This window comes from uncultured Piscinibacter sp. (genome assembly GCF_937952055.1).
Taxonomy (GTDB): Bacteria; Pseudomonadota; Gammaproteobacteria; order Burkholderiales; family Burkholderiaceae_C; genus Piscinibacter.
In genome coordinates this window covers 94829-119401 of record NZ_CALFYO010000002.1, presented here as the reverse complement: position 1 = coordinate 119401, position 24573 = coordinate 94829, and the positions used below count along the sequence as shown (strand labels likewise).

Here is a 24573-nt window from a genome sequence, read left to right as displayed (position 1 = left end):
GCCGCAGACGCCCAGGAGGTTGCCATGGACGCAGCGAAGTACTTCATCCGGGGCGTCACGCTGCTGGCGACCGACCCCGGCCTGCAAGAGGCGTTGTCGAGGGTGTATGAAAGCTCGGAGCGTCCGCGATGCATGTGCGTTCGCGGTGGCGTGGAGATGTACATCGCCAAGCATGGCGAGTACGTTGTCAAGCGCATGCCGGGCACCGGGGACATGCACCATCCGACCTGCCAGTCCTTCGAGCCCGAACCGGGTCTCTCGGGCCTGGGCGAACTCGTCGGCGAGGCCATCGTTGAGCACAACCCCGATCACGTGGAAATCCGGACCGACTTCCCGTTCTCCAGGGTCTCCGGCAAGGCAATGCCGCGAGGGGAGGCGAACGGCGAGCCTCCCGCCGTGAATGCACCGCGCAAGCGGATGAGCCTGCGAGCGGTACTGCACTTCCTCTACCACCGCGCCGGGCTCAACCGCTGGTATCCGGCGATGGAGGGCAGGCGCTCGCAGGGCGTGATCAAGAAGTACCTCGAGCTTGCGGCTGCCGGCGTGACGCTCAAGGGTGAGACCTTGGACAAGCGCCTGTACGTGCCCGAGCCGTTCCGCGTTGCCGACAAGGAAGAGATCGGCGAGCGGCGGCGGCGCAAGCTGGCCATGTTGCTCTCGCCGGGCGACGACGTGGCCTACAAGATGGCGATCGTCATCGGGCAGTTCAACGGCGCCGAGCAAAGCGCCTACGGGCGCAGGCTGTTGGTCAAGCACATGCCGGACGTGCCGCTGTACATGGAGAACAAGGCCTGGGAGCGCGCCGAGCGCGCCTATGCGGCCACCCTGCAGGCCCGTGACGCCGATCTGGAGCGCAAGCCGATGGTCGTGATGGCCGCGCTGATTTACGCCAAGCGTGAGCACCTCTACCAGGTGGACTCGCTGTCGATGACCCTGGTCTCGGATCAGTGGATACCGCTTGAAGGCCTCCATGAGCTGCCGCTGGCCGAGGAACTGCAGCGGCAGGGCCGTGCCTTCTTGAAGCCGCTGCGCTTCGACGCCAAGAGCGGCGCCTGTTTCCCGAACGCACTGCTGCTCGACACCGAAGGCGGGCCATTCCCGCTGCATGTGGTGAGTGCCTTCCTTGACCCGAAGGAACAGAGCGCCAAGGAGAAGGCGGTTCAGGCCGCGGGTGACGACGCGTGGGTGTGGCGCACCGACCAGGCCTTGCCTGCGCTGCCGCCGCGTGCGGGTTCCAGGACAGCCTTTGCAGGGTCTGACGCGGCGCGAGGGCAGCGCGTCCCCGAAGTCGGATAGCGATGGTGGGTCGCGGGGCTCGAGCGCCCGCGGCAAAGGCTCCCGACGAAGCCAGTAGCGGGGGCAACGCGAGGCCACCGGGGTCAGCCGCGACTCGCGATCGGCTGGTACTTGGCCTTTGCGGGCGGCTCTTGAGCTCAGACGCTTGAACCGTAGGCTGGCCTCATGGTCCGCGAGGAAGAGAAGCACCTGATCCGCCAGTGCGTCGACGCGCTGCGAGAGGGCATTCCGGGCTTCAAGTCGCGCCGGCCGCAGATGGAGATGATCGCGGCGGTGGCCAACACGCTGTCGCGTTGCCGCGCAGAAGACGAACAGGCGGGCAACGGCGACCACCTCGCGATCGTCGAAGCCGGTACCGGCACGGGCAAGTCGTTCGGCGCCCTGGTGCCGGCGCTCGTGATGGCGAAGTCCAGGCAAAAGCGCCTGGTAGTGAGCAGTTCGACGGTGGCGCTGCAACACCAGTATGCGGAGAAGGACGCACCCAGCCTGCAGCGCTTGGTGCCGATCCCCTTCACCTTCGCCGTTGCGAAGGGCCGACGACGCTACGCCTGCACGGCCAAGCTGCAGGCGGAGGGCAAGCTGGCGGGGCAAGGTGGCCTCGACCTTGCGGGCGAGCGCGGCCCCGGCGGTGCCGATGACGCACCCCGGCGGGTGGCAGTGATGAGGGAGTTGCTGGTTTCCTTCGACGCGGGTCGATGGAGCGGGGATCGGGACGAACTGCCGTTGCCCGTGGTCGACGAGGTATGGGATCGCGTCACCACGGATCGCCAGGGCTGCGCCGGTTCCAAGTGCCCGGAGTTCGCACGCTGCCCGTTCCAAGCCGCGCGGCAGCGGGTCAAGGAGGCGGACCTCGTGATCGCCAACCATGACCTCGTGCTGTCGGCCATCGACATGGATGGGGCGAGTGTCCTTCCGCCGCCCCAAGAGACCATCTACGTGTTTGACGAGGCCCACAGCCTGGCCGCCAAGGCGGTGGAGCACTTCTCAGCCAGGCATGCGCTGCGCGGGGCGATCGACTGGCTGGAAGGAGCGTGCAACGCGGTGCGCGATGCGGTCCTCGGGCTGCGGCTCGACGAGCAACTGATCCGCGACGGCCGGGCCAGTGCCGAACGCATCGAGCGAGCGCTGCGCGATCTGCACCACCGGATCCAAGGCACCAACGGTTTCGAGGAGAAGCGCGCCCGCCGGTTCAAGTCCGGGCCGTTGCCGGACTGGTGCGAGACGGCTGGTGGGCAGGTCCTGGCCGCCGGCGAGGAGTTGCAGAAGACCTTCGCTTCGCTCAGGGAGCATGTCCTCGAGAAGGCGCCGAGTGTGGGCACGCTGGCCACGCAGGTCCTGTCCGTGCTGGGCTTCTACGTGGTGAGGCTGGACAACCTGGTGGACACCTGGCAGCTGATGCTGGCCGAGCAGCCGGAGGATGCGCCGCCGATCGCGCGCTGGATCGAGCGGCATGACGAAGGCGGTCGCCCGGACGACTATCTTGTCTGCGCGTCGCCGATCAGCGGCGGCGACAAGCTTCGCAAGCTGCTGTGGAATCGCGCCAGTGGTGCCGTGGTGATGTCCGCCACCCTGACGTCCTGCGGCACCTTCGATCTGTTCCTGCGCCAGTCGGGTCTCGGCTGCTTCGACAGCCCAGCCTTCCTGCGCGTTGAGTCGCCCTTTGACTTCCGCAAGAACGCGCAGCTCGTGGTGCCGGCGATGCGCACGGAGCCGACGGCCGCGGAGCAACACACGCGTGAGGTCAGTGACCGGCTGCCAGCCCTCGTGGAGACCCTCGGCACGCTGGTGCTCTTCACATCGGCACGACAGATGCGCGAGGTCTACGCCCAGTTGCCCGAGGAGCTGAGGCGGGTCACCTTGGTGCAGGGGTCGATGCCCAAGGGCGAGATGCTCGCGCGGCACCGCGCCGCCGTCGACCGCGCCGATCGGTCCGTGTTGTTCGGCCTGAGCACCTTCGCCGAAGGCGTTGACCTGCCAGGGGAGTACTGCACGCACGTCGTGATCGCCAAGCTCCCGTTCTCGGTGCCGGACTCGCCGCTTGAAGAGGCGCGGCGTGAGTGGGTCGAGTCGCGCGGTGGGTCGCCTTTCGTCGAGATCACGGTGCCGGAGGCCGCGGTGCGGCTGAAACAAGGGTTGGGGCGGCTGCTTCGCACGATCCATGACCGAGGGCGCGCGACGATCCTGGACAGGCGGATCGTGACCAAGCGCTGGGGTGGGCTCCTCATGCGCGGCATGCCCGACTTCGAGATCGTGATCGAGCGTGGTCGCGCAAGCCGCCCAACGGCGGCCCGTACCGAGGACTTGAAAGAGCCGAGGCCGGCGGGACCATGAATCTCCACATTCACCAACTTGCGAAGGAGAGATGAATGGTCGCAATGGCACAGAGCAAGGCGAACGGGCAGGGCGGCGTCCTGGTCGCGGCCGCCGGCGGCGCGGTGGCGATCCCCACGCTGCTGGGTCGCTCGGCGCAGCGCATCCCGGTGGGCGGCCGCATCCGGGCCGGCATCAAGGTGCTGACCCGGCGAGCGGCCGAGTCCGGCCAGGCGCGCGAGATCTACGACGCCGGCGTGGCGCAGGGCAAGGGGTTCGACGCGATCGAGCGGGAACTCGCCGCGGCGCTGCCCGACCTCAAGAACCCGCTCACGCCGAAGAACGTCCCTTACTTCACCGTCCGAGGCGAGGACTTCCCGAACCCCGAGGTCGCGCGGCAGATCATGGACCTGTATGCCGAGGATCGTGGCGACGGTGTCCAGCGCCTGTATCGCTTCCCGGTGGTGTTCCCGGCCGATGCCTGGCAGAACGTCATGCCGCATGAGTTGGTGACCTGGACGTCCAGCGAACGGCGCTTCTGGTCCGAGTACTCCGAGGACGGGCAGACGCGGTACTGCAAGACCTACGAGCAGCCGCCGGCGCCGGGCGCAGGCCGCCGCGTCGTGCGCATCTTCGGCGGGCGCAAGGTGACGCTGCGCGCCGAGAACAACGGGCTGTGCGATCCCGAGAGCTGCGTCGAGTACCAGGGCAAGAAGTGCAACCTGTCAGGCCGGTTCATCTTCTTCGTCCCCGGCATCAAGTCGATCAGCGCCTTCGAACTGCCGACGAACAGCTTCTACGCCATGCAGGCGGCCATCGAGAAGTTCCAGACGATCGGCTTCATGCGCGGCGGCCGCATCTCTGGTTTCCTCGACGGCCAGCGCACGCCGTTCTACATCAGCAAGCGCCTGGTGGAGGTCTCGCGGATCGACGAGGAAGGCCGGCCGACCCGCGTGGCCCAGTGGCTGATTGAACTCGAGGCGCCGGTGGATCCGACCGCACTGCTGCGCCACGATGAGGACCTCGACGCGCTGGAGCTTCGCGCTGCGGATGCGGCCAACGTCCTCCGGGGCCATGGTGGCGGGACGAGCACCGTCCAGGTGGTCAGTGAAGACGGCGTGATCGAGGCAGTGAGTCCGTCCCCTGTGGTCGAGCAAGCCGGGGAGCGCGGCCAGCGCCCTTCCGGCGCGTCAACCGCGAGCAGTCCGGCGGCGCCAGCGCGGGCCGAGCCTGCCCGCTCCGCCCAGCCGAAGCGCGGCGAAGCGCCGCTGGCCGGCAGGGCGGCAGCGGCGGACGCCGGTGTCGAGGCCAAGGAGGTGGCGTGGCTGTTCGATGCCGCCGCGGCGCTTGGTGTCGACGCCGAGAGCTATGAGCGCTACGCCACCAAGCGCTGGGGCCAAGGCTGGAAGAAGGCCGCCGGTGGCCGCAAGCGTGCACTGGAGGACCTCACACCCTTCCAGGACGACGGCGCCGGCTTCGTCGAGAAGGTGAAGGGCGAACTCGAGGTCTGGGCTTGAGTGCGGTCGGCGCCGCACCAGGCGGCGCCATCGCTGGACACGCCAGCGCTTGAAGTCTGGCGCCGCAGCAGATGCTGGCGGCAGGTGCTCAGGACGCTCACGAACAACCGACGGAAGGAACTCTCATGATCAAGGTGGCGCAGTTCTCGGACCTGCATTTCAGCGGGAAGAACCTCGACGAGGCGGGCCGATGCTTCGGCTTCGCGGTGGACCAGGCGATCAGGCACGGCGTGGATGCGGCCGTGATCTCGGGCGACGCGACAGACCATGCCCTCGACGTGCACAGCCCGGCGGTCGAGCGCCTCGCGCGCGAGGTTCGGCGTCTCGCCGACCACTGCCCGGTGCTGATGCTGCAGGGGACGTTCTCTCACGAGCCTCCCGGCACCCTGGCGATCTTTCCGCTGCTCGGCGGCCGGCACCCGGTGTTCGTGGCGGATCGCCTCGGCCAGGTCGCGCTGATGGAGGAGGGCCGCTGGGTGCCCTCGCAGGCCTGGCGCTTCGATGCGGTCCCCGCCGGAGCGCGGGTCATCTTCACCTGCGTCCCGACGGTCAACAAGGCGGTCGTGGCGGCCACGGTCGGCGCGACTGAGGCTGCGGAAGCGGTCGGTCAGGAACTGGCCGCGCTGCTGGCCGGGTACGGGTCGATCAACCGAGCCGCACGGGCAGCGCAGGTGCCGACGATCGGCGTAGCGCATGGCACGGTCACCGGCTGCGTGACGGAGCACGGCGTGCCGATGGCGGGCTTCGACCACGAGTTCACCACCACGAGCCTGTTCTCCGCAGGTACCCAGGCCTTCATGCTCGGGCACATCCACAAGCATCAGAGCTGGGACGACGGCGGGCGACTGATCGCCTATGCGGGCTCGATCGGCCGCTTCCACCACGGGGAGATCGATGCCAAGGGCTTTCTGCTGTGGGAGGTCGAGGCGGCGGCGGCCCGATTCCAGTTGGTCGAGACGCCAGCGCGGCGCACTCTGGACCTGGTGTTCGAGGGGGTGCCGGATGCCGAGCAGATCGCCGCGGCGGTTCGTGAAGTGAATGTGGCCGGCGCCTACGTTCGGGTGCGGTGGCAGGTGGGTGAAGAGGAACGAGGCAGCGTGGACCGTGACGCCATCAAGCGGGCCCTGGGCGACGCCGCTGACGTCCAGCTCGAAGGGCGGGTCGTTCCCGTCGTGCGCAGCAGGGCGGCAGGGATCTCGCGCGCGTCGTCACTGCAGGAGAAGGTGAGGGTGTGGGCACGCGCCACCGGCAGCATGGACGGTCCGCTCATCGAGCGCCTCGAGGCCCTGGCCCACCGCGAACCCGCCCAGATCGCGAATGCGATCCTGGCCGGCGGCGAGGAAATCGGACTGACTACCGAGACGGCCCTCGATGATACGGCGCCGCCGTCGCCGTCCGGGGACGGGCGTGTGGCGGAAGCCCTGCGCGAAGCCGAGGCGATGGAGCTGTTCTGAAGCGGACAGGTCTTGAAGGAAGCGGCAACGGCCGGAGACTCGTTCGAAGCGGGTCGATGGGCGGCCGTGCAAGGAGCAAGAAGATGGACGATCAAGCGAAGCAAGCGGACGCGGTGTTCCGCGACGGCTACCAACCGCTGTCGCTGACGCTCACTGGTTTCAAGGGGATCCGCAGCGGTCTCGGTCGGAACACGATCACGCTCGATCTCGAGGCGCTGGTCGGTGACGCGCAACTGGTGGCCATTGCGGGCAGCAACGGGCGCGGGAAGACCACGGTGATGGACAACCTGCACCCCTATCTCGTGATGCCGTCGCGGGCCGGTGCAGATGGCCTGGGCGCGTTCTCCTACTACGACCATGTCTTCCTTCCCGAGAGCACCAAGGAACTGGTCTGGCGGCACGGCGGCAAGCGCTACAAGAGCCAGCTGGTGCTGCGGGTAAACGGTAAGAAGAAGACAGAGGCCTTCCTGTTCGAGCACGGCGGGCCCGGCTGGGCGCCGGTGCTGCTCCGCGACGGCACCGTGTCGGACGGCAAGGTCGAGACGTACGAGAAGGCCGTCGCAGAGATCCTGTGCCCGGCCGACACCTTCTTCACGTCGGTCTTCTCTGCCCAAGGGAAGCGGCCGCTGTCGGCGTTCAAGAACGCGGAAATCAAGACGCTGCTGGCCGATCTGCTGGGGCTGGAGCAGGTACGGCAGCAAGGGGCGCTCGCGGCGGACGTTGTCAAGCAGCTCAAGGCCGGCCTGGCTGTGGTCCGGCAGGGTCTGGCGCGAGCGCAGGACGATGCAGCAGGCGCGCGGCGCAGTCTGGCAGAGCTCGACGGTGCGTCACAGGCGTTGCTTGCGGCAACGGCCGAACGAACTGCGACAGCCGCGAGGTTGGACGCTGCGCGCCAGAAGCTGGCCACGGTCACCGCCGAGCACACTGGCGCCGCCGAGACTGAGGCTCGCCGCCGGGCGCTCGCCGACGAATCCCGGCGGGCGAAGGAGGAGCACGATGCGGCGGCCCAGCGGCTGTCCCAGGAGTTGCCGCGCTTGCAGCAGCGCGAAGCGAGCCTCCAGCAGCGGATCGTCGAGCGGTGCCAGGCGCACGGTCGGCGGCGGGCGCAATTGGTGAAAGACATCGCGGTGCTGACTACGGTGGCCCAACTGCGCGAGAGCGTCGAGCGCGCGGCAGCGCGCCGGGACTTTGCGCGGCGTGTCGTGGCCCGGTGCCAGGCCATCGTGGGCCGGCGGCAGGCACGCGTCGAGGTGCTGGAGCAGGCCAAGGCGAATCTTGTGGCGCGGCGACGCGAGGTCGAGTCGATCGACCGCGAGGCCGGGCAGATCGCGTTGCGGCAAGCGGACCTGCAGCGGCGCTTCGGCCTGACCTCTCATGTGCCGTGTGCAGGCATGGACATCCAGGGGCAGTGCCAGTTGCTCGGTGACGCGCGCGAGGCGAAGGCGCTGTTGCCATCGGCGGACGCGGCGCTCACTGGTCTGGCCGAGAAGAAGCGGGTAGCCCTGCAGGAGATCGCCGACACCGAGACGGCGGTGCGCGCGCTGCCCGCTGAAGCGCAACTGCGCAACCAGGCCGAGCAGATGCTCGAGACCGCCGAACAGCGCCTGCGCGACATCGAGCTGCTGTGCGCGCGCCGGGACGAGGTGACCCGTGCGGCACAGACGATCGATGGACACACTGCGGAACTGGCCACGCTGCCTGAGCAGGCCGCGTCTGAGACGGAGGACGAGCGTGCCGAACGTGCCGACATGGCTGCAGCTCGGACGCGAGTCCAGAACGAGCTCAGCCGCATTGCCGTGGTGCGCGACGAGGCACTGACCCGCACCGCCGAACAGGTCGCTCTGCTTCCCCCGCCGCTGGATGCTGCAGGGCTGAACACAGCGAGGCAGGAGGTCGAGGCTGCGACGCAGGCCGCGGCAGCAGCGGAGGCCGCCGAGTCTCGCGCCCGGCAGCGTGACGAGCGCGCGAAGGCGCTGGGCGAACAACTGACTGACATCGCGGCCAAGGAAGGGGCGGCGATCCGTGCCGCCAAGCGTGTCGAGGATGAGCTGGCCACCTGGTCGCTGCTCGCCAAGTGCCTCAGCAACGAGGGAGTGATCGCGCTGGACATCGACGATGCGGGGCCGACGTTCTCCGCGCTGGCGAACGAACTGCTGTTGGCCTGCTACGGGCCGCGATTCACGCTGCAGGTGATCACGCAGTCGACCAACGGGAAGGGCGAGCTTCGCGAGGACTTCGACATCATCGTGCACGACGGGTCGCGAGACGAGTCGAAGAGCTTGAAGCTGGTCAGCGGTGGCGAGCGGGTATGGATCAACGAGTGCCTAACGCGGGCGATCGCGCTCTACTTGTCTGGCAACACCGGGCGCCGGATCGGCACGCTGTTCAGCGACGAGGCGGACGGGCCGCTAGACCCGGAGCACAAGCGCATGTTCATGGCCATGAAACGCGAGGTGCTGCGCCTCGGCGGCTACGCGTGCGAGTTCTTCGTGAGCCAGACCCCGGAGCTGACCGGAATGGCCGATCGAATCATCGACCTGGAAAGCATGGCCCCGCAGGGTTCGGAGGCGATCGCTAGACTGTGTGCCCTGTGAACGTCGCGTAGTCGCAGCGAAGCTGCCTTTCGCTTGGTCCCATCGATCGGCGCTGGACGGCCATCAGCGGCCGGTCACCTCGGTCTCCCAGTTCGGCCGCCGGCGAGGCCTTGGAAGGCTGCTTTCGGGCATCGCGTCTGCTCTTCTGGGGTCGGGTCGACTCGGCCAAAAGCGGAGTTCAGCGAACGCACGCTTTCGGCAGGCCTACAGCCAAAGCGGCGGCGTCAAATGACTCGCGGCTAGTATTCATCCGGGCTGAGTCACCTTCTGTCGTGTGGCATGTTGTCGCCAGGTCGCCGGTGGAAGACCAAGGTGCTTCTTGAATGCCCTGTTGAACGCGGCAGGGCTTTCGTAGCCCACTTCCTGGGCGATCCTCTCCACAGGATCCTGAGTTGAACTTAGGCGGCGACAAGCGATGTTCATCCGCCAGCGGGCCAGGTAGCCCATGGGACTGGTTCCCACCGACTCGCTGAACCGAGCGGCAAATCGGGATGGCGAGATAGCGACCTCAGCAGCCATGCGGTCGACAGTCCAGCTCTCACCGGGCCTGGCATGTATGCCCGCCAGAACCCGGCCAACAACCGGGTCTCGGATGCCGCGGAACCAACCATGCTCGCCGCCCTGCGAGGACTCCGTGTGGGCGCGAAGCGCCTCGGCACACAAGACCTCCAACAGTCGCTCGATCACGTAAGCGCTCCCGCCGGTTGGCCGGTCCAGTTCGTGGTGCAGCAGTCGTGCAACACCGGAGAAGTTGTGCAGTTCCCCCGAGCGTGTCAGCGAGGTCATCACCACCGAGGGCAATGCTTCGATGAGTGGGTTGAACTGGGCGTTGTGAAGCAAGAACACCCCGCAAGTCAGCGCCGCGTCTGCCGAGCGGCCCGTGGCCTCGGGTTGGCGGGTGTTCGTTGCACCCCACAGCAGATCGGCGATCCGCATGGGCATGGATCGCTCGCCGATGCCGATCTGGTGAGCCTCGCCACCGAAGCAGATGGCCATTTCGCCAGCCGACAGCGAGACGCGCTCTTCGCCCCCAGTGGTCACGTCGCAGCGACCGTACTCGACCATGTGGAAGGCAACAGCGCGCGTACGGGGCGGCAGCCCCAGGACCTTGCACAGCTCCGTGGACGAGGGGACGGTGACCGCCCAAGGCGCGACGTACCGCTCTCTCAACAGCAAGCTGCCGGCGATGCTCAACGCCCTGAGGGCATCGTCAAATGCGCCACTTACTGCAGCGCTCGCAGTAGCTTTGGCAAACGAAACGGTTGATTCAGTCATTGAGACAACTGGTTGCGGTGCATAACCTGCGAATCCATCTTAACCACCGCTTCGCACCATGTCCATTACCGCTTCGGTCCTGACCATGATCGGCCTCGACACACTGATGATCGTTTTCTCGCTATGGGTCGTGTCGCTGCGAACCTCGCTCGGACGAATGCTTCCAGCGTTGCTCGCGGCATTCGCCGCCTGGCTGACGATCCTCCACCTGGGGCTGTCGACACGAAGCCTCTTCCCACAAGACATCTCGGGCTTGGCGTTCCTCATGGTCATCTTCGCCGGGGTCGGTCTTGTTGGGCTCTTGCTCCTGGCGATCAAACCTGTCCGCGCACTCGTCAATGGGTTGGGCAACGACCAGCTCCTCCTGCTGCAAGGCGTGCGCGTGTTTTTCGGAGCTGGCTTCCTGGTCCAGGCATCGACGGGCGACCTTCCCCAGGCGTTCGGCATCATCGACGGCATCACGCACATCAGTGCCGGGTTCTTCGGCCTCATCGGTGCCTACGCGGTGGCCGCAGGCGCTGACGGCGCGCGCCGTGCGTGGTTCGCCAACCTCTTCGGCCTGGCCGACATCCTCGTCGTCGCCTCGACCTTGGCGCTGGTGCTGCTGCCTCAAATCGGGCCTCACCACCCCATGATGTACGCGGTGTTCCTTCCTGCGCCGCTGTGGCTCTGGTTCCATCTCTTCTCGATCGCCAAGCTGCGTCGCGCCCAGGCGTCTGCGCTGCAACCGATGACTGCTTGACGCGGGCTGAAGGAACGGAGATCCGTGGAGCCGGATCCGTGGGCGTGCGAGACAACCAAGTTGGCAGCTACTTCGATGCCGTGTACTACCCGATGCGAGAGAAGTACGGGCGCTGGCACGGCTTCAACCAGATGTTCGTTCTGAACATCGTGCGTGACGTGATTGGCGAAGCACTCGGCTTCTAAGCCGCAGCCAGCGGGTCGCTGTTTGAGCGCGGCGAACAGGCTGTTTGGCTTTCGAGAACACGCAAATTCAGAGCTTGATGTTTGACTGAATCGCCGTCAGGGCGGGGCCGATAGTGCAACAGCCACCCCTTGCGGTGGCTTCCACAAGATTGCTGTCAACCATCAAGGAGTCTTTGTATGACCTCGAGCCTGATTCGTGTGTTCTGGGTGGAGCGAAGAACCACCTCGTGGTCATGCCCGACGCCGACATGGAGTCAGCAATCGACGGTCTGATGGGCGCCGCGTTCGGCTCGGCTGGGGAGCGATGCATGGCCGTGAGCGTGGCAGTGCTCGTCGGAGCGACCGGGGATCGGCTCGTCCCGGCACTGGCGGATCGGATCCGAGCTTTGCGACTGGGTCCCGGCGGCGTTGCGGGTACCGAGATGGGACCCCTGATCACGGCCGACGCGAGGCGACGGATCTCCAACTGCATCTCAAGCGGCATTCAAGAAGGCGCCATGTGCGTCGTGGACGGAAGAACCCACGTGATGTCTGGGTGTGGCCGTGGGCACTACCTGGGGGGAACGCTCTTCGATCGCGTGACACCTGAGATGACGATCTATCAAGAAGAGATCTTCGGGCCGGTGCTGTGCTGTGTGCGGGTCTCCACCCTGGATGAAGCCATCGGCCTGATCAACAGGAACGAATTCGGCAACGGAGCGGTTTGCTTCACTCGGGACGGGGCCACGGCTCAACGCTTCTCCGATGAGGTGGAGGCCGGGATGGTCGGCATCAACGTTCCTGTGCCCGTCCCGATGGCATGGACGAGTTTTGGCGGCTGGAAGAGCTCCCTCTTCGGTGATATGCACATCTACGGTGAGGAAGGGCTGCGCTTCTACACCAAGCAAAAGAGCGTCATGCAGCGTTGGCCGACCGGCACCTCGTCGGCGCAGTTCGCGATGCCGACCTTCGGTTGACCGTGGACGGCCCCCGCAACGCAATGGCAACCCGGACGGAAGCCAACCACCTGCAGGCCCGGAGGCAACATGACTTCTGAGGACGATCCCTCACCGTACCTCGGCGAAAGTGGCCGCAGGGACTTGCTCATCAGGGGCAGTCGATCGCTGGCTGCACTCGCGGCCGGAGGTCTGCTCGGCGGAAGGGCAACACTGGCAACCCCTCTCTCACCATCGGAGACGGCACCCCGCGTCGAGCGGCTGACCATCACGGTGGTCACCGACTCGTACCACCACGCGTTCGAGCGTCCGCTGGACCCGTGGTTCCCTCACCGTTGGCAGGACCGGTTTCATGGTCTCGCCCAAGCGGGACGAACCACTTAGGACGCTCCAGAACGAGTGGGGGCTCTCATTGCATGCGGAGTCAGCTCGAGGACCGGAAACCCGACGGGTGCTTCTGGACTTCGGGTACACGCCTGGCACGCTGCTGAACAACTTGTCGGTGCTTCGAATCGACCCAAGCCGACTGGACGCAATGGCTCTCAGCCATGGCCACGTCGACCACTTCGGTGGAATGGCTGGGTTCCTGGCGGCCTTCAGGGAGCGCCTGCGGCCGCGGCTTCCTCTGTACCTCGGTGGTGAAGAGTGCTTCTGCGAGCGCGATCTCGTCATCCCTGGCAACGCGGGCTACTTCGGCGCGATGGACCGCCAAGCCATCAGAGACGCAGGCCTGAATGTCACCTTTGCCCCGAATCCAAGCTTGGTGGCGGACCATGGGATCACCACCGGGCAGATACGGCTCGACTCGTTCGAGAAGGTGCTGTCATCAGTTCGGAGTTCTCTGCACACTCGTTGCGCTCCTTTTTCGTCACCGAAGCGGGGCGGCAAGGCGTACCACTCGGTGAGACCATGGCTTTGACAGGACACCGAACCACAGCATCGCTGGTGGGGTACTTCAGGCAGCAGGGTCTGAACTCGTTCGCAGCGAGGTTGATGGACGAGTGAGAGCCCGTGCAGGCTGCTCAAGTCGCCGAAGACCGGTGCACGCGGCTGACAAAGGCACGCCAGCGTCGGAGCACTCAGCTGTAGGAGCCCGACTGCATTCGCATGACCAACGTCTCGACGACCGCCCTGCCTTCTGCAGTTCCCATAAGCTCGGCTGGGCACGCACCGCCAAGCGCCGGAACCGGCTCATTGATCCACTGCCGAGTCCACGCGAGTGCATCGAACCCTGCAGGGTCGCCGCTTTCGTCGACGACGCGTTGCACGAGAGCGGCAAGAGCGGACACGTACTGAAGCTCGTCTGCACCCATGCCGCTACTTTAGGGCGGTTCAGACAGTGTTGCTTGCGTGGCTTCGCGAGGCGCTCAGCCGGTGCGGAGCCGCCGATGCGACCACTGCTGGCGTACTCATCCCGCCGCTCCGATCATTTGCCGCCGCGCCGTCCACAGCTTGCCCAGCGCGACCCGCGTGACGATCCGAGCCGTGTTCTTCACGAGCCCTCGGTGGCGCATCTTGACCCTGGGCACCGGGCCGCATGGCGGCCGGGCCCTGCACCGCGGGGCAGGCCGCCATGCGGACTAAGCCTGGGCAAGATGACTCCGTGCACACTTCTCGACGCCCGTCGCCACCGCACGGCAAATGTCGCTGCGACCGACGGCTGACGTCGAAGGCTCGGGGCGCTCGGCGCGCCGGCGATGTTCACTTGCGCACGAGGGCCGACAGCACCGCGCCGACGATGAGCAGTCCGGCGACAGTGGTGAACACGAGCGACCAGTTGCGGTCGCTGTAGTTCAGGATGCCACCGATCAGAATGCCCTGGAAGCCCGCCCCGAGGTAGTTGAAGAAGTTCAGGGTGCCGACCGCGGTTCCCGGCAGCGTGCGGCCGCCGAAGTCGATGGCGAGCGTCCACATGGTGCCAAGCACGCCCAGGACGAAGAACCCGGCGAGGAAGAGCAGGACCATCGCCCAGCCCAATCCCATCACCTTGAGCGGCACTGCGGCGATGACGCCGAGGACGGTGACCGCGCCCGCGATGTAGGTCAGGATCATCGGGTAGCGCTTCGCATGGAACACCTTGTCCGAGATCCAGCCCGCCACCAGCGGACCGAGCAGCATCCCGACGGGCAGGGCGACCGTCATGATCGGGATGTCCTTGATCTTGATGCCCGCGGTCTCGGCGAAGAACAGCGGCACCCAGGTGAGCAGTCCGAACCGGGCGATGTACACGGTGAATGAGGCGAGGCAGGCCAGGACGAATCGCCAGTTCCGCAGGAGCGTCAGCCAGGCGCGGACACCCTTGACCTCTTCAGCGCTGAGCGCCTCGGCCTGTGCGGAATCGCTGTCGTCCTTCTCCTCGACGTAGGCGGGGAAGCCCGCCTGCTGCGGCGTATCGCGGACCAGGGCGTACAGGAGCAGCGTGGAGGGCAGGACGAACACGAGGAGCGGCCAGATGAAGGCTTCGCGCCATCCGAAGTGGGCCGCCGTGTAGCCGACGACCAGCCAGGCGATGACGGTCGAGGAACTGAACGAGGTCACGAACACGCCGTTGGCGAAACCCCGCCTCGCGCGGGGAAACCACTGCGCGATAAGGCGCGTCGTCGGCGCCGAGGCCAGGCCCTGGGCCAGTCCGTTGAGTCCCATGAACCCGACGAAGCCGGTGAAGGCGCTCTGCACGCCCATGCAGATGTTGAACAGCGTTGTTCCGATGCCCCCGGACAGCTGAAGCCGCCGCGATCCCACAACATCGCTCGCCCGGCCCGCACCGAAGGTCGAGACGGCGTAGGTCCAGAACAGCACTGCTTCGACCATGCCAATCTGAAGCGGCGTGATCTTCAGTTCCTGGGTGATCCAGGGAAGGCAGATGCCCCAGTTCAGCCGGCCGAGGTAGTAGAAGCTGTACCAGACGGCCACTGGAATGAGGATCCGCCAGAGGCGGAACCGCGCGAATGCCTCCTGCTGCGCGGGAGGCATTCCGGCCCGCTCGAGCTCGGGATAGCGGGACGGGGGACGGGCGTGAACACTCCTGTCCGACATGACATGGGACATGACTCGATCCTTCGGTGGGTGTGCCGCCGCGCCGACGGCTGCAGCGGCTCGGGAGGCGTCGGCGCCGCTAGGCGGCTTGCGTTGTCAGCAGATCGGCGAATCTGGTGGCGGGGCTCGTCGCAGGCGAGTCCGCCGGCATGACGATCTGCAGGTCCTTGGTGATCGGGACATCGGACACACGCAGCGCATGCAGGGTGCCGGCGGCAACCTCGTCCGCCACCGCCGCGGCGAAGACGACGGAGATGCCCAGTCCCGCCCTCACCGCGGACTTCACGCCCTCGGTGCTAGCCATCGTGTACGAGACCTGCAGTTCCTTCTCGGATGCGCCGAATAGGCGGCGCAGCAGTCGCCCGGTGCCGGTCCCGGCCTCTCCGCCGATCATTGGCGTGGCCAAGAGCTGCTTGCGGGTGACGGCCGATCTGCCGGCCCATGGATGGTCCGGCGCGGTGATCACCACCAGTTCCTCCCGCCGCCAGGTACGGGCGCTGAATCCGGGACGCCCGTCCCACCACTCCATCACGGCCACGTCGACCTCGCCGGATTCGAGGGAGCGGGCCAGCTCGGGATTGCTGGCGATGGTCACATCGAAGCTGTTAGTGCCGTGGCCAGCGTCGAGGAAGCGCCTGAGGAACGGCGGCAGCAGGTAGGTCCCGACGTTCCCGCTCGCACCGATGGAGACCCGGGGCCTGAGCATGGACTCTTCGGCGACCGCGGCCAGGCGAGTGATGGCCCTGGCGTGCCGCAGGAGTCTGTTGCCGGCGGCGGTGGGCTCGCACCGGACCCTGTTGCGGCTGATGAGGGCTACGCCGAAATGCGCCTCCAGACTGCGCAGGCTCTGCGAGACAGTCGGTTGGGAGACGCCGAGCCGCTCGGCGGCGGCCTGGAACGTTCCCGTCTCGACGACGGCGACATAGGCCGAAAGCTGTGTGAGGCTAAGCATTGCGTTCGATCCCCGCGGAGGCCGCGACCGCGGCCGCATTGAGCGCGCCCTGGGGCGTCTGCCCGTCGAAGAACGCGATGACGTTCTCCACCGCCTGCATCGCCATCTCCTCGCGCACACGGGTGACCGCGGACCCGATGTGCGGCGTGAGCAGCGTATGGCTCCAGTTCTCGATGAGCCCGTGATGAACTTCTTTCGGCCGGTCCGGGATGGCCCAGTCCTCGAACTCGAACACGTCGGCCGTATAGAAACCCAGGTGGCCGGAAGCGAGCGCATCGGCCACCGCCGCCTCGTCGACGAGGGAGCCGCGTGCGAAGTTGACGAGGATTGCCCCCGGCTTCATCGCTGCCAGGCGCTCCTTGTTGATGATGTGATGCGTCTGCGGTGTCAGCGAGACGGCGACGATCACGAAGTCGCTCTCCTGGAGCAGGTCCTCGAGCGTTGCATGCGAGACCTTCAGGCGGTCCTCCAGTTCGCGCGGCTTGCGATTGCGATCGGCGTACCTGACCGTGCAGCGGAACGGGACGAGCCGCTCGGCGATCGCACTGCCGACCGCACCGAGACCGATGATGCCGACCGTGCTGCCTTCGAGGCCGGTTCCGTAGAAGCGCGGCCGCCAGCCCTTGAATTCGCCGCGCCGGATGTAGCTGTCACCGGCCAGGACGTTACGGCCCGCGGCGATCATCAGGCCGATCGCCAGCTCTGCGCCGGGGACAGTCAGCAGGTCCGGAAGGATCGACACCAGCACGCCATGCCGGCTGCACGCTTCGATGTCGAAGTTGTCGAAGCCCTTCAGGCAGCACGACACCATCTTCAGCTTCCGGGCCCGCGCCAGGACCGACTCGCCGATCATGTCGGGCATGAAGGTGACGACGGCGTCCGAGCGCTCCAGGTTCTCAAGCAGCACATGCTCTGGCCAGGGTTCCCGGTCCTTGTTGGCGATGACGTCGCAGCGGGTGGACAGCCGGTCCAGCGCTGCCTGGTGCACCCAGTTCGTGACGGTGACTACGGGCTTCACGCGATCTCCTCGTTTGGTGATGATCATGCGGAGACGTCCGCACTTCAGTGCATAGACTAGACCTATTTACTGAACACAGTATAGGTAAATACCATAGTCGGCGCCTGGGTCCGTTCTGCAGCGCTCGCATCGCATGGGCCTGTGAGGGGGCCTGGGGCAATCCCCGCGGCGGGCCGCCGCAGTTCAGCGCGTCGCCAAGACCTCGTTGAAGCGGAGTTCAAGATGGATCACGTTGGCATCACCGTCGCGACGGAAGCGCCGGAATCCGAACTTGGACGTCAGGAAGAGCATCGGAAGGTTGTCTGCGAGCGTCATGCCGACGAGCATCCGGATGCCGATCAGGGCCGCACCGCGGATGACGACACTCATCAACGCCTCGCCGAGACCCTGTCGACGGATGTCGTCGCCGACGACGATCGCGAATTCGCCTTCATCGGGCCGCGACCGGTTGCGGATGCATCGCGTGTCGGCTAGCCGAACGTTCGACCGCAGCGCTGTCCCGGTGTCGGCCGAGGGGCTGCCAGCTAAGCGCCCGAGTCCGCGGACGGCACCATCGGTGCGCCCAGGCCAGCGTGGTGCGGCGTCACATTCAGCGCCTTGGGCGCAAATTCGGCGACGACGTCCACGAAGGCGCGAAGCAGCGGCGTCACGCTGCGGTGCGACGGGTACAGCGCGCGCAGCCTCGCGGCCGCTGCCTGATCATCGGGCCATGAAACTTGGACGACTCCCGGTGGCCACGAACGTCAGCTTCCTGGAAACGAAGCGAGCGGCGCCAAGGCCCCGCGTGCCCGACAGCTTCCGGCAGCGTCGAATGACGGCAGTGGGTCGTGGGGCGCCGGCCAGCGGCCAGCCGCGAGCGGCGCCGATGCGATCGACAGGCGACCTTGGGCATCCGCTGTCCGCTGTCGGCCGCATCGACGTCGCACGCAATGTCCAGGCGAACTCTCGCGGCCGGCCATCAGCCGTCATTTGCTTCCGCCAGGAAGTCACAGCGCTGAGGGATCTGTGGTGCTCGCCTCACGACGAACCCTTGATTGGAAACTCGCAGTCGCGCTGCACTCCAGAAGTTGGTTGACGACGTGCCTGATCACGCGCGGTGCGCCAAGATAGTCAGCAGCGTCAGTACGCACATGGTCGCGTTGCAGGCATTCACTGCGAAGGCGCGATTGGCGCGTCGCTCGTTGTGCTCATACAGCCAGGCCGCCATCGTGGCGTTTGCGCCGGCCCAGGTCAGCCAGGTCCACGCCGAATGCTGGCTTGAATCACCAGAGGCCGCGATGGCCCAGATCGTGGGCAGATAGGCCAGCACACGCACAGTATTGAAGAACGTGAAGGCCCACGTGAGCACCGCCAGATAAGCGCCTCTCGGCGCAGTGCCGGCAGGCGCATGCAAGGATTCCGAGGTCGGTCGCATGATCGACACTGGGCCGCAGGTCGTCGTCATGGGTCATTCGGGTCTGATCTGCGCGCGCTGCACGATCGCCCGCCACAGCGGGATCTCCTCGCGAATCGTCGCGGTCATCGCTTCCGGCGTGCCGGGCGTGACGAGTCTTCCAAGGCTCTCCGACGCGCCGCGAAACTCCGGCGATTCCACCGCGCGCCGCAGCTCCTGGTTGAGCCGGCCCACGACCGCGGCAGGCGTTCCTCTCGGCGCGACAAAGCCCAGCCAGACCGTGCCAATGCCAGCGACGCCGAGTTCTTCGAAAGTCGGCACGTCGGGCAGCACGCCAAGCCGCTGCGTGCCGGACACGGCCAACGGTTTCAGCTTGCCGCTGCGGATGTGCGGGATCTGTGGCGACACGCCGTCCATAAGAAGGTCGATTTCGCCGCTGAGGCCTGCGACGATCGCGGCAGTGCCCTTGTAGGGAATGTGTTCCATCGCGGCACCTGCGGCGAGCTTCAGCTGTTCCATGAACAGATGCCCGGGCGAGCCGTTGCCGGCCGAGCCGTAGCGCAGCTGCCCGGGGCGTGTCTTGGCCATAGCGAGCAGTTCGCCGAGCGACGACACGGGCGATGCGGCGCTCGCCGACAACAGCTGCGGTCCGCGCCAGAAGATGCCGATGTGCGCGAAGTCCTGCAACGGGTCGTGCGGCATCGGTGCGATCAGGCTCGGATTCACGCTCATCTGCGAGAACGCAACCATGGCGATCGTGTGCCCGTCCGCCAAGCTGCTCTTCAGGCCTTCGAGAGCCAAGATGCCGTTCGCGCCGGGTCGGTTCTCAACGATGACCGCCTGCCCCATTGAGCTGCCAAGCACTTGCGCGACCTGGCGCAGCACACCGTCGGGCGACGAGCCGGCCGCCACCCCCGTGAGCACCTTGATGGGTCGCACTGGATACGACTGGGCCCGTGCCAGTGCCGGGGAGAAGGTCATGGCGGCGGCAGGAGCGAACAGGAGGATCGAACGACGCAGGCGATTCATGGCAACTCGATGAGGTTGTAGCGGAGTGGTGCTACGTTAGTCATGACGAGGCGCGCACGCCAGCTAGGGCGCGGCACAATGAACGTGAAAAAAACTCATGTCTGCGCAACTGCAAGGGAAGCGCCATAGGAGAGCGAGTCGATGGAGAACCTGCGTAGCATCGGTGTCTTCGTTCGGGCGGCTGAACTCCAGAGCTTTGCCGCCGCTGCTGCGGTGCTCGGCCTGACGCCGTCCGCAGTAAGCAAGGCGATCGCGACCTTGGAGCGATCGCTCGGTGTGCGCCTGCTGACACGCACTGCTCGTGGCGTGTCGCTGACCGAGGAAGGTGCGCGCTTTCATGCCCGCTGCCGCACGATCGTCGCCGAGCTACAAGCCGCCGAGCGAGAGCTGACCGGGATGCGCAGCCTGGCCCGGGGCCGGCTGCGCGTGGCGCTGCACAGCAGCCCGGCGCACTCCCACATCGTGCCCAATCTGCCGGCGTTTCTCCACCGATACCCGGGACTCGAACTTGACGTCAGCATCGTCACGGGCGCGGTCAGCCTGGAAGCCAAGAACTTCGACGTCGCGGTCTTCCTGGGTGACCCGCCGGACTCAAACCTGGTGGCGCATCGGATCGCCGAGCGTCGCTTCAGAACTGTCGCTGCGCGAAGCTACCTGGATCGCCACGGCACGCCACAGGAGCCGCGGGACCTGGAACGGCACAACTGCTTGGTGCACGTGCTGCCCACGGGGCGCGCCCAGAACATCTGGAGCTACCAGAAGGGCGCCCGCCTTGTCGATGTCAAAGTGCATGGCAATCTGAGCATCGACGACGGTTCACGCATGCGCGAAATGGCGTTGGCCGGGCTCGGCATCGCGCGGCTGCCGAGCAACAACGTGGATCCATTGCTGGCGACGAACGACGATCTCGTGTGGCTGCTGGCCGATTGGGACAGCGAAGCACCGCCGGTTCATCTGATGTATGCCCGCGGCCGCGGTACTGCACCGAAGGTGCGCGCCTTCACCGATTTCGTGACGTCGCTGTTCAAAGACGCCGAGGCGGGGCTGTACTCGGCGGGACGCGGGCAACCTCGGTCGAACTGGCCGATGTGGAGAGCCTGAGGTCTCGCCGGCTGTAGCGCATGCGCGGAGCTTCATCATCTAACCGACCGGCGGCTTAGGGTCGTGCACGGCCGGCCGCCTCGGCGGCACGGGTGTCTGGTCGTTGGTGGACAGCGGGTCTCGGCGCCTGACGCGGAGTGCATAGGTGCACAGCTTCTGCAACGCGCCAGCAGGGCCTCTCTGGATCCTCCATGGCTAGGGGCTCAAGAGAGGCCCCTGAGCTACAGCTCAGGGGCGAGGGAATCGGACTCAGCTCACCGGCAGACCGCCGACGGCTGCCAGTTGCCAGCCGCGCAGGTCGGGGAACCTGTCGGCGAAGTCGAAGATCAAGTTGCGCCGCTCGTTGGACAGTGCCACTCGCGCGAACCATTCGCCATACCGCTGCTCGCGCTCGATCGGGAGATCTAACTCCGTCGCGTGGACCGCGAGCGGGTGCGCCTCGGCTACGCGAATGGACGGGTACCAGGAGCCGCACGCCGGCTGCGCGCCGTCTTCGATGAGGCGGCGAATCCGCCGGACGTACGCTTCCGGTGAGCAGTCCCGCGAGCCCGGCTTCAGGGAGCCACCCTCGCAGGCGCCGGCGAAGTAGACGGCCTGCTTGAGCACCTGCTCCGCGCTGCCGAGCATGCAGACCTCCCAACTCCTTGCGCGCTTGCCCGTCACGGCATCGCGGAGGTTGTTGTCGCCCCCTTCGATCGCAACGACGAAGCGGTCGACGCCGCCTGTGTCTGGACCAGCGTTCAGCTTCCAACTGGCCCATTGGTATTCGATGCGGTAGGACATGTCAGGTCTCCGCGATTGCGAACAGCGAGGCCTGCCCGGGCCGGCCGGCGGTGGTCTTGCGCAGCTCGATGCAGGCGCGCCATGCCGCAGGCTCACGCCTGAGCACGGCGCAGATCATCGAAGCGCCGTAGTAGGCGTCACGAGCCGCACCTGGCCTGGCCAGGTCGAGCTCAAGGGTGAAGGCCCCATCGTCCGTCAGGTCCATCTGCTTGGCGTACCTGGCCTGAAAGGCGGCGAAGGTCCCGAACGGGCAACAGGTCCACGAGGACTTCGCGCTGGCCATGGCAGCCAGCGGTGCCTGCAGAACTGCGACGACCCGGATGCCATGCTCCTCCGCGGCGGACTCCGCTGAGACCGAGGCCGCGATGGCGTCGCGCCAGAGCCCGAGGTAGCGCTCGGGCTTCGTCGGTTGGCCTCCGACCAGCAGTGTCTGATCGACCGTGCGTTGGGCGCGGTCGCTGCAAAGCGCAGAGAACACCTCGTACTGAGCCATGTAGTTGATGCCCTGCGGGTCGGGACGCAACAGTGACGGCGTCTTCACGCCCTCCACCAGATCCAGTGCGATCGGCAGATAGGACCGAGCACCGTAGAAGGTGGCGTCGTCGGGCAAGTGGATGACCAGCCGGCCGACTTCGTCGACGGCCGGAGTGGTGTGGGGATTCATCTGGTTCTCCTTGAAGAAGAGAAGAGGGCGCTGCCGCGTGCGGCGAGCGCCCTCTCAGGGATGGTTGACTGGCCGACTCAGTGGCCAGCAGGGGGACGCTTCACAGCGGATGGCTCGCCAGCATCTCGGAGAAGCTGGCGTTCGGTGGCAGGTTCGGCGGCGTCAGGGTGCCGAACTGCGGCGGCACCTCTTCGGGCTGTAGGCGCTGCTCTCGCACCGCCACGTCGTATGCCCGCTTGCGCTCGTACCAGGCGAGTTCGTACCGGGCGATCGAGTCCCACGAAGCCGGCGCCGAGCGCTCGACCTCGAAGGCGAACTCGACCGCCTCGTTGTTGGCGTCGTCGTACCGGATCGAGACCTCGCGGTAGTTGCCGAAGTCGTGCGGATGGGTGCGGCCGACGTAGGCCACCGGCAGGCCCTCCGGGACCGGGAACAGCCGATACAGCATGCGCCGGAAGACCTCGCACTCGCGCAGCGAGGCCTCGGTGTAGTCGGGACTTCCCACCTGGGCGCAGTTCTCCTCGCCCGGGACCGGGCCGATTTCGATGTATTGCATGAAGATGCTCCGAAGGCGGCGCGCCATTGCGGCGCGCCGTGTGAAGTGGATGGGGTGTGGGCCGGGCCGGCCGCACCCTCAGTCGAGGGCGAACGCCGCGCGGGCCTCGTCATCGGTGAGAAAGATGTCGCGCTCGCAGTCGTAGTACGCGTGCTCGCCCTTGGTGGTGTTCCACATGAAGAGCAGCGTCCGACCTGTGCGTGTTCTCGTCGGCCGCTCGGTGCCGCCGCAGGCAGGAACCCAGTGGTCGCCCACGCTGTCGGTGAGCTCGGTCACAGCAGTCCACGCTCAGCCATCGAGGTCAGAGAACTGCCGTTGGCTGCGACGATGATGTGGTCGATGACCCGCACGTCGATCAGCGACAGCGCCTGGCGCAGGGCGCTCGTGAGCGCCTCGTCGGCCCGGCTCGGCTCCGTCTGCGACGACGGATGCACGTGGCTCAGGCACACGGCCGCGGCGTTGAAGTGCAGCGCGCGCTTGACCACTTCCCGCGGATAGACCGAGGTCTGCGTCAGCGTGCCGGCGAACAGTTCTTCGACTTCGATGACGCGATGGTTCGCGTCGAGGAAGACCACGACGAAGGTCTCGCGCTCCGCGCCGGCGAAGTACACCCGCAGGAAGTCCTTCATGACCGTGGGTGAGTCGATCAGCGAGCGACCCCGGATCGCCTCGGCTGCGATGCGCGTGAGCAGTTCGTGAGCCGCTGCGAGCACGTGCCGCAGTCGCCCGTCGCGCGCGGTGGCGGGCACCGGGAGGTAGGCCACGACGGCGTTGTCGGAGCAGACGAGCGGCTGTGCTGCTTCGCTGGACGGATTCAGCAGGATCGCTTCGAGTTGATCGCGATCCAGGAGGGTGAGATTCATGGTGTGGACCTCTTGATGGAAGAGGGAACACCGGCCCCCCGAGGGACAGTGATCCCTCGGGGGTTGAATGCGGCCTGGGCCGCGGGCGTGGTCAGGGTTCGCGCAGGCGGGCGCCCGTGCCGAAGTCGATGCCGCTGATGCGGTCGTGGGTGTGGTTGTCCAGCGCGCGCACCGTGAGCGAGTGCGCGGACGTGATCGAGACGACCTCGCAGGTTCCGAGGCGGCGCGTGGCCACCAGGTCACCGCGACCCAAGGCGCCTTCGCGCTTGAGCCGGACGAGGCGAGTCACACCGGGAGGGAACCAGGGAGCCTCCGCAGGGAGGGCCGGAGTGGATGACATGGTGCGCTCCGTTTGGTGAGGGCACCAGCCACCGGGCTGTTGCCCGGTTGGGGTGGATGGCACTGCCCGAAGGCAGCGCACGGGATTCTTGTGCGGGTCACGACCGCAAACGCCATCGCTTGCGCGATGGGCACCTCCTCGCGATGAGGACCGGCCGATGGCCGGACAAGGTGCGAACAGTATGGCCATCGCGCGAGTGGCCTGCAACGGCTCGATTTCAGCGGCGCAGGTTCATTGGGCAGCTTTCGACCTTGAAGTGCGGGCCGCGCGCGAAAACATGCCTGCATCGGACCGGCTCGACCCGCCGCGAACGGCATCGAAGACGGATCGAAGGGGGCCGAGGTAGAGCGACCGACAGGCGGCCGGGCTCGATACGGCATCCGACGCGGCGAGGCCGCGGCGGGCGCCCGCTTGCGGAGGCACAGGCGCAAGCCGGTCGAGCGCAGAGCCTGGGGCGCAACCCTTGAGCGACGCCGAGGCCGCGGGAACATGGCTTCACGCTTCGAAGGAAGCGCACTCAGACAGAAGGA

The 24573-nt window shown here is 66.7% G+C and carries 22 protein-coding genes and 4 pseudogenes; 12 read left to right on the top strand and 14 right to left on the bottom strand.

What is annotated here, in order from left to right:
• Window positions 1-24: 24 nt before the first annotated feature.
• From Q0599_RS00715 to Q0599_RS00695, 5 genes are all read left to right on the top strand, one after another.
• Entirely contained in the window at window positions 25-1296 is a 1272-nt protein-coding gene (locus Q0599_RS00715) for a DUF1173 family protein (protein ID WP_298824270.1), read from the top strand.
• A 165-nt stretch (window positions 1297-1461) separates the two neighbouring features.
• On the top strand, window positions 1462-3627 hold the full coding sequence (gene dinG, locus Q0599_RS00710; RefSeq protein ID WP_298824269.1) for an ATP-dependent DNA helicase DinG: 2166 nt from the start codon (window positions 1462-1464) through the stop codon (window positions 3625-3627).
• Window positions 3628-3662: 35 nt separating this feature from the next.
• Entirely contained in the window at window positions 3663-5123 is a 1461-nt protein-coding gene (locus tag Q0599_RS00705) for a hypothetical protein (protein ID WP_298824267.1), read from the top strand.
• Between the two features lie 125 nt (window positions 5124-5248).
• The gene (locus tag Q0599_RS00700) at window positions 5249-6577 is read left to right on the top strand and encodes a metallophosphatase family protein (RefSeq protein ID WP_298824265.1); all 1329 of its coding nucleotides are present in this window, start codon (window positions 5249-5251) and stop codon (window positions 6575-6577) included.
• An 83-nt stretch (window positions 6578-6660) separates the two neighbouring features.
• Complete coding sequence (locus Q0599_RS00695) at window positions 6661-9171, top strand: DNA repair protein (RefSeq protein WP_298824263.1); 2511 nt, start codon at window positions 6661-6663, stop codon at window positions 9169-9171.
• 246 nt (window positions 9172-9417) lie between these two features.
• Here Q0599_RS00695 and Q0599_RS00690 read toward each other — a convergent pair whose 3' ends face one another.
• Complete coding sequence (locus tag Q0599_RS00690; protein ID WP_298824261.1) at window positions 9418-10446, bottom strand: AraC family transcriptional regulator; 1029 nt, start codon at window positions 10444-10446, stop codon at window positions 9418-9420.
• Between the two features lie 58 nt (window positions 10447-10504).
• Between Q0599_RS00690 and Q0599_RS00685 the strand changes: the two genes are divergently transcribed.
• The 5 genes and pseudogenes from Q0599_RS00685 to Q0599_RS00665 all read left to right on the top strand — a co-directional run.
• Window positions 10505-11188 (top strand): hypothetical protein, encoded by a 684-nt coding sequence (locus Q0599_RS00685; protein WP_298824259.1) that lies wholly within the window; start codon window positions 10505-10507, stop codon window positions 11186-11188.
• Window positions 11189-11232: 44 nt separating this feature from the next.
• Window positions 11233-11373 carry a hypothetical protein gene (locus Q0599_RS00680; RefSeq protein ID WP_298824257.1) on the top strand — a complete coding sequence of 47 codons (141 nt, stop codon included), beginning with the start codon at window positions 11233-11235 and terminating at the stop codon, window positions 11371-11373.
• Window positions 11374-11576: 203 nt separating this feature from the next.
• Window positions 11577-12329 (top strand): annotated as a pseudogene (locus tag Q0599_RS00675) (aldehyde dehydrogenase family protein); the annotation flags it as partial.
• Window positions 12330-12660: 331 nt separating this feature from the next.
• Window positions 12661-12852, top strand: a pseudogene (locus tag Q0599_RS00670) (MBL fold metallo-hydrolase); the annotation flags it as partial.
• Between the two features lie 290 nt (window positions 12853-13142).
• Window positions 13143-13313, top strand: a pseudogene (locus tag Q0599_RS00665) (integrase); the annotation flags it as partial.
• A gap of 74 nt (window positions 13314-13387) precedes the next feature.
• Here Q0599_RS00665 and Q0599_RS00660 read toward each other — a convergent pair.
• From Q0599_RS00660 to Q0599_RS00640, 5 genes and pseudogenes are all read right to left on the bottom strand, one after another.
• Complete coding sequence (locus tag Q0599_RS00660; RefSeq protein WP_298824255.1) at window positions 13388-13621, bottom strand: MbcA/ParS/Xre antitoxin family protein; 234 nt, start codon at window positions 13619-13621, stop codon at window positions 13388-13390.
• Between the two features lie 96 nt (window positions 13622-13717).
• Window positions 13718-13825: pseudogene (locus Q0599_RS00655) on the bottom strand (IS5/IS1182 family transposase); the annotation flags it as partial.
• 184 nt (window positions 13826-14009) lie between these two features.
• Window positions 14010-15356 (bottom strand): MFS transporter, encoded by a 1347-nt coding sequence (locus Q0599_RS00650; RefSeq protein ID WP_298824253.1) that lies wholly within the window; start codon window positions 15354-15356, stop codon window positions 14010-14012.
• 67 nt (window positions 15357-15423) lie between these two features.
• Window positions 15424-16296, bottom strand: coding sequence for a LysR family transcriptional regulator (locus Q0599_RS00645; RefSeq protein WP_298824251.1), 873 nt, complete (start codon window positions 16294-16296; stop codon window positions 15424-15426).
• Window positions 16289-17341, bottom strand: coding sequence for a phosphonate dehydrogenase (locus tag Q0599_RS00640; protein ID WP_298824247.1), 1053 nt, complete (start codon window positions 17339-17341; stop codon window positions 16289-16291). Before Q0599_RS00640 ends, Q0599_RS00645 begins: the two co-directional genes overlap by 8 nt.
• 195 nt (window positions 17342-17536) lie before the next feature.
• Between Q0599_RS00640 and Q0599_RS00635 the strand changes: the two genes are divergently transcribed.
• Window positions 17537-17788 carry a hypothetical protein gene (locus tag Q0599_RS00635; protein ID WP_298824245.1) on the top strand — a complete coding sequence of 84 codons (252 nt, stop codon included), beginning with the start codon at window positions 17537-17539 and terminating at the stop codon, window positions 17786-17788.
• 613 nt (window positions 17789-18401) lie between these two features.
• Here Q0599_RS00635 and Q0599_RS00630 read toward each other — a convergent pair.
• Window positions 18402-18758 (bottom strand): hypothetical protein, encoded by a 357-nt coding sequence (locus tag Q0599_RS00630; protein WP_298824242.1) that lies wholly within the window; start codon window positions 18756-18758, stop codon window positions 18402-18404.
• Window positions 18759-18761: 3 nt separating this feature from the next.
• On the bottom strand, window positions 18762-19736 hold the full coding sequence (locus tag Q0599_RS00625) for a tripartite tricarboxylate transporter substrate binding protein (protein ID WP_298824240.1): 975 nt from the start codon (window positions 19734-19736) through the stop codon (window positions 18762-18764).
• A gap of 141 nt (window positions 19737-19877) precedes the next feature.
• Here Q0599_RS00625 and Q0599_RS00620 point away from each other — a divergent pair, with 141 nt between their 5' ends.
• Window positions 19878-20837 (top strand): LysR family transcriptional regulator, encoded by a 960-nt coding sequence (locus Q0599_RS00620; protein ID WP_298824238.1) that lies wholly within the window; start codon window positions 19878-19880, stop codon window positions 20835-20837.
• 249 nt (window positions 20838-21086) lie between these two features.
• On the opposite strand, the gene Q0599_RS00615 is transcribed toward Q0599_RS00620, so the two are convergent.
• The 6 genes from Q0599_RS00615 to Q0599_RS00590 form a co-directional block, all read right to left on the bottom strand.
• Complete coding sequence (locus tag Q0599_RS00615; protein WP_298824236.1) at window positions 21087-21620, bottom strand: hypothetical protein; 534 nt, start codon at window positions 21618-21620, stop codon at window positions 21087-21089.
• Between the two features lies 1 nt (window position 21621).
• Window positions 21622-22284: a hypothetical protein gene (locus tag Q0599_RS00610; RefSeq protein ID WP_298824234.1), complete on the bottom strand. Its 663-nt coding sequence runs from the start codon at window positions 22282-22284 to the stop codon at window positions 21622-21624.
• A 100-nt stretch (window positions 22285-22384) separates the two neighbouring features.
• Window positions 22385-22840 carry a hypothetical protein gene (locus Q0599_RS00605; RefSeq protein ID WP_298824232.1) on the bottom strand — a complete coding sequence of 152 codons (456 nt, stop codon included), beginning with the start codon at window positions 22838-22840 and terminating at the stop codon, window positions 22385-22387.
• Window positions 22841-22918: 78 nt separating this feature from the next.
• Window positions 22919-23116: a hypothetical protein gene (locus tag Q0599_RS00600; RefSeq protein ID WP_298824229.1), complete on the bottom strand. Its 198-nt coding sequence runs from the start codon at window positions 23114-23116 to the stop codon at window positions 22919-22921.
• Window positions 23113-23703 carry a RadC family protein gene (locus Q0599_RS00595; protein WP_298824226.1) on the bottom strand — a complete coding sequence of 197 codons (591 nt, stop codon included), beginning with the start codon at window positions 23701-23703 and terminating at the stop codon, window positions 23113-23115. Before Q0599_RS00595 ends, Q0599_RS00600 begins: the two co-directional genes overlap by 4 nt.
• A gap of 91 nt (window positions 23704-23794) precedes the next feature.
• On the bottom strand, window positions 23795-24043 hold the full coding sequence (locus Q0599_RS00590) for a hypothetical protein (protein WP_298824221.1): 249 nt from the start codon (window positions 24041-24043) through the stop codon (window positions 23795-23797).
• Window positions 24044-24573: the final 530 nt, after the last annotated feature.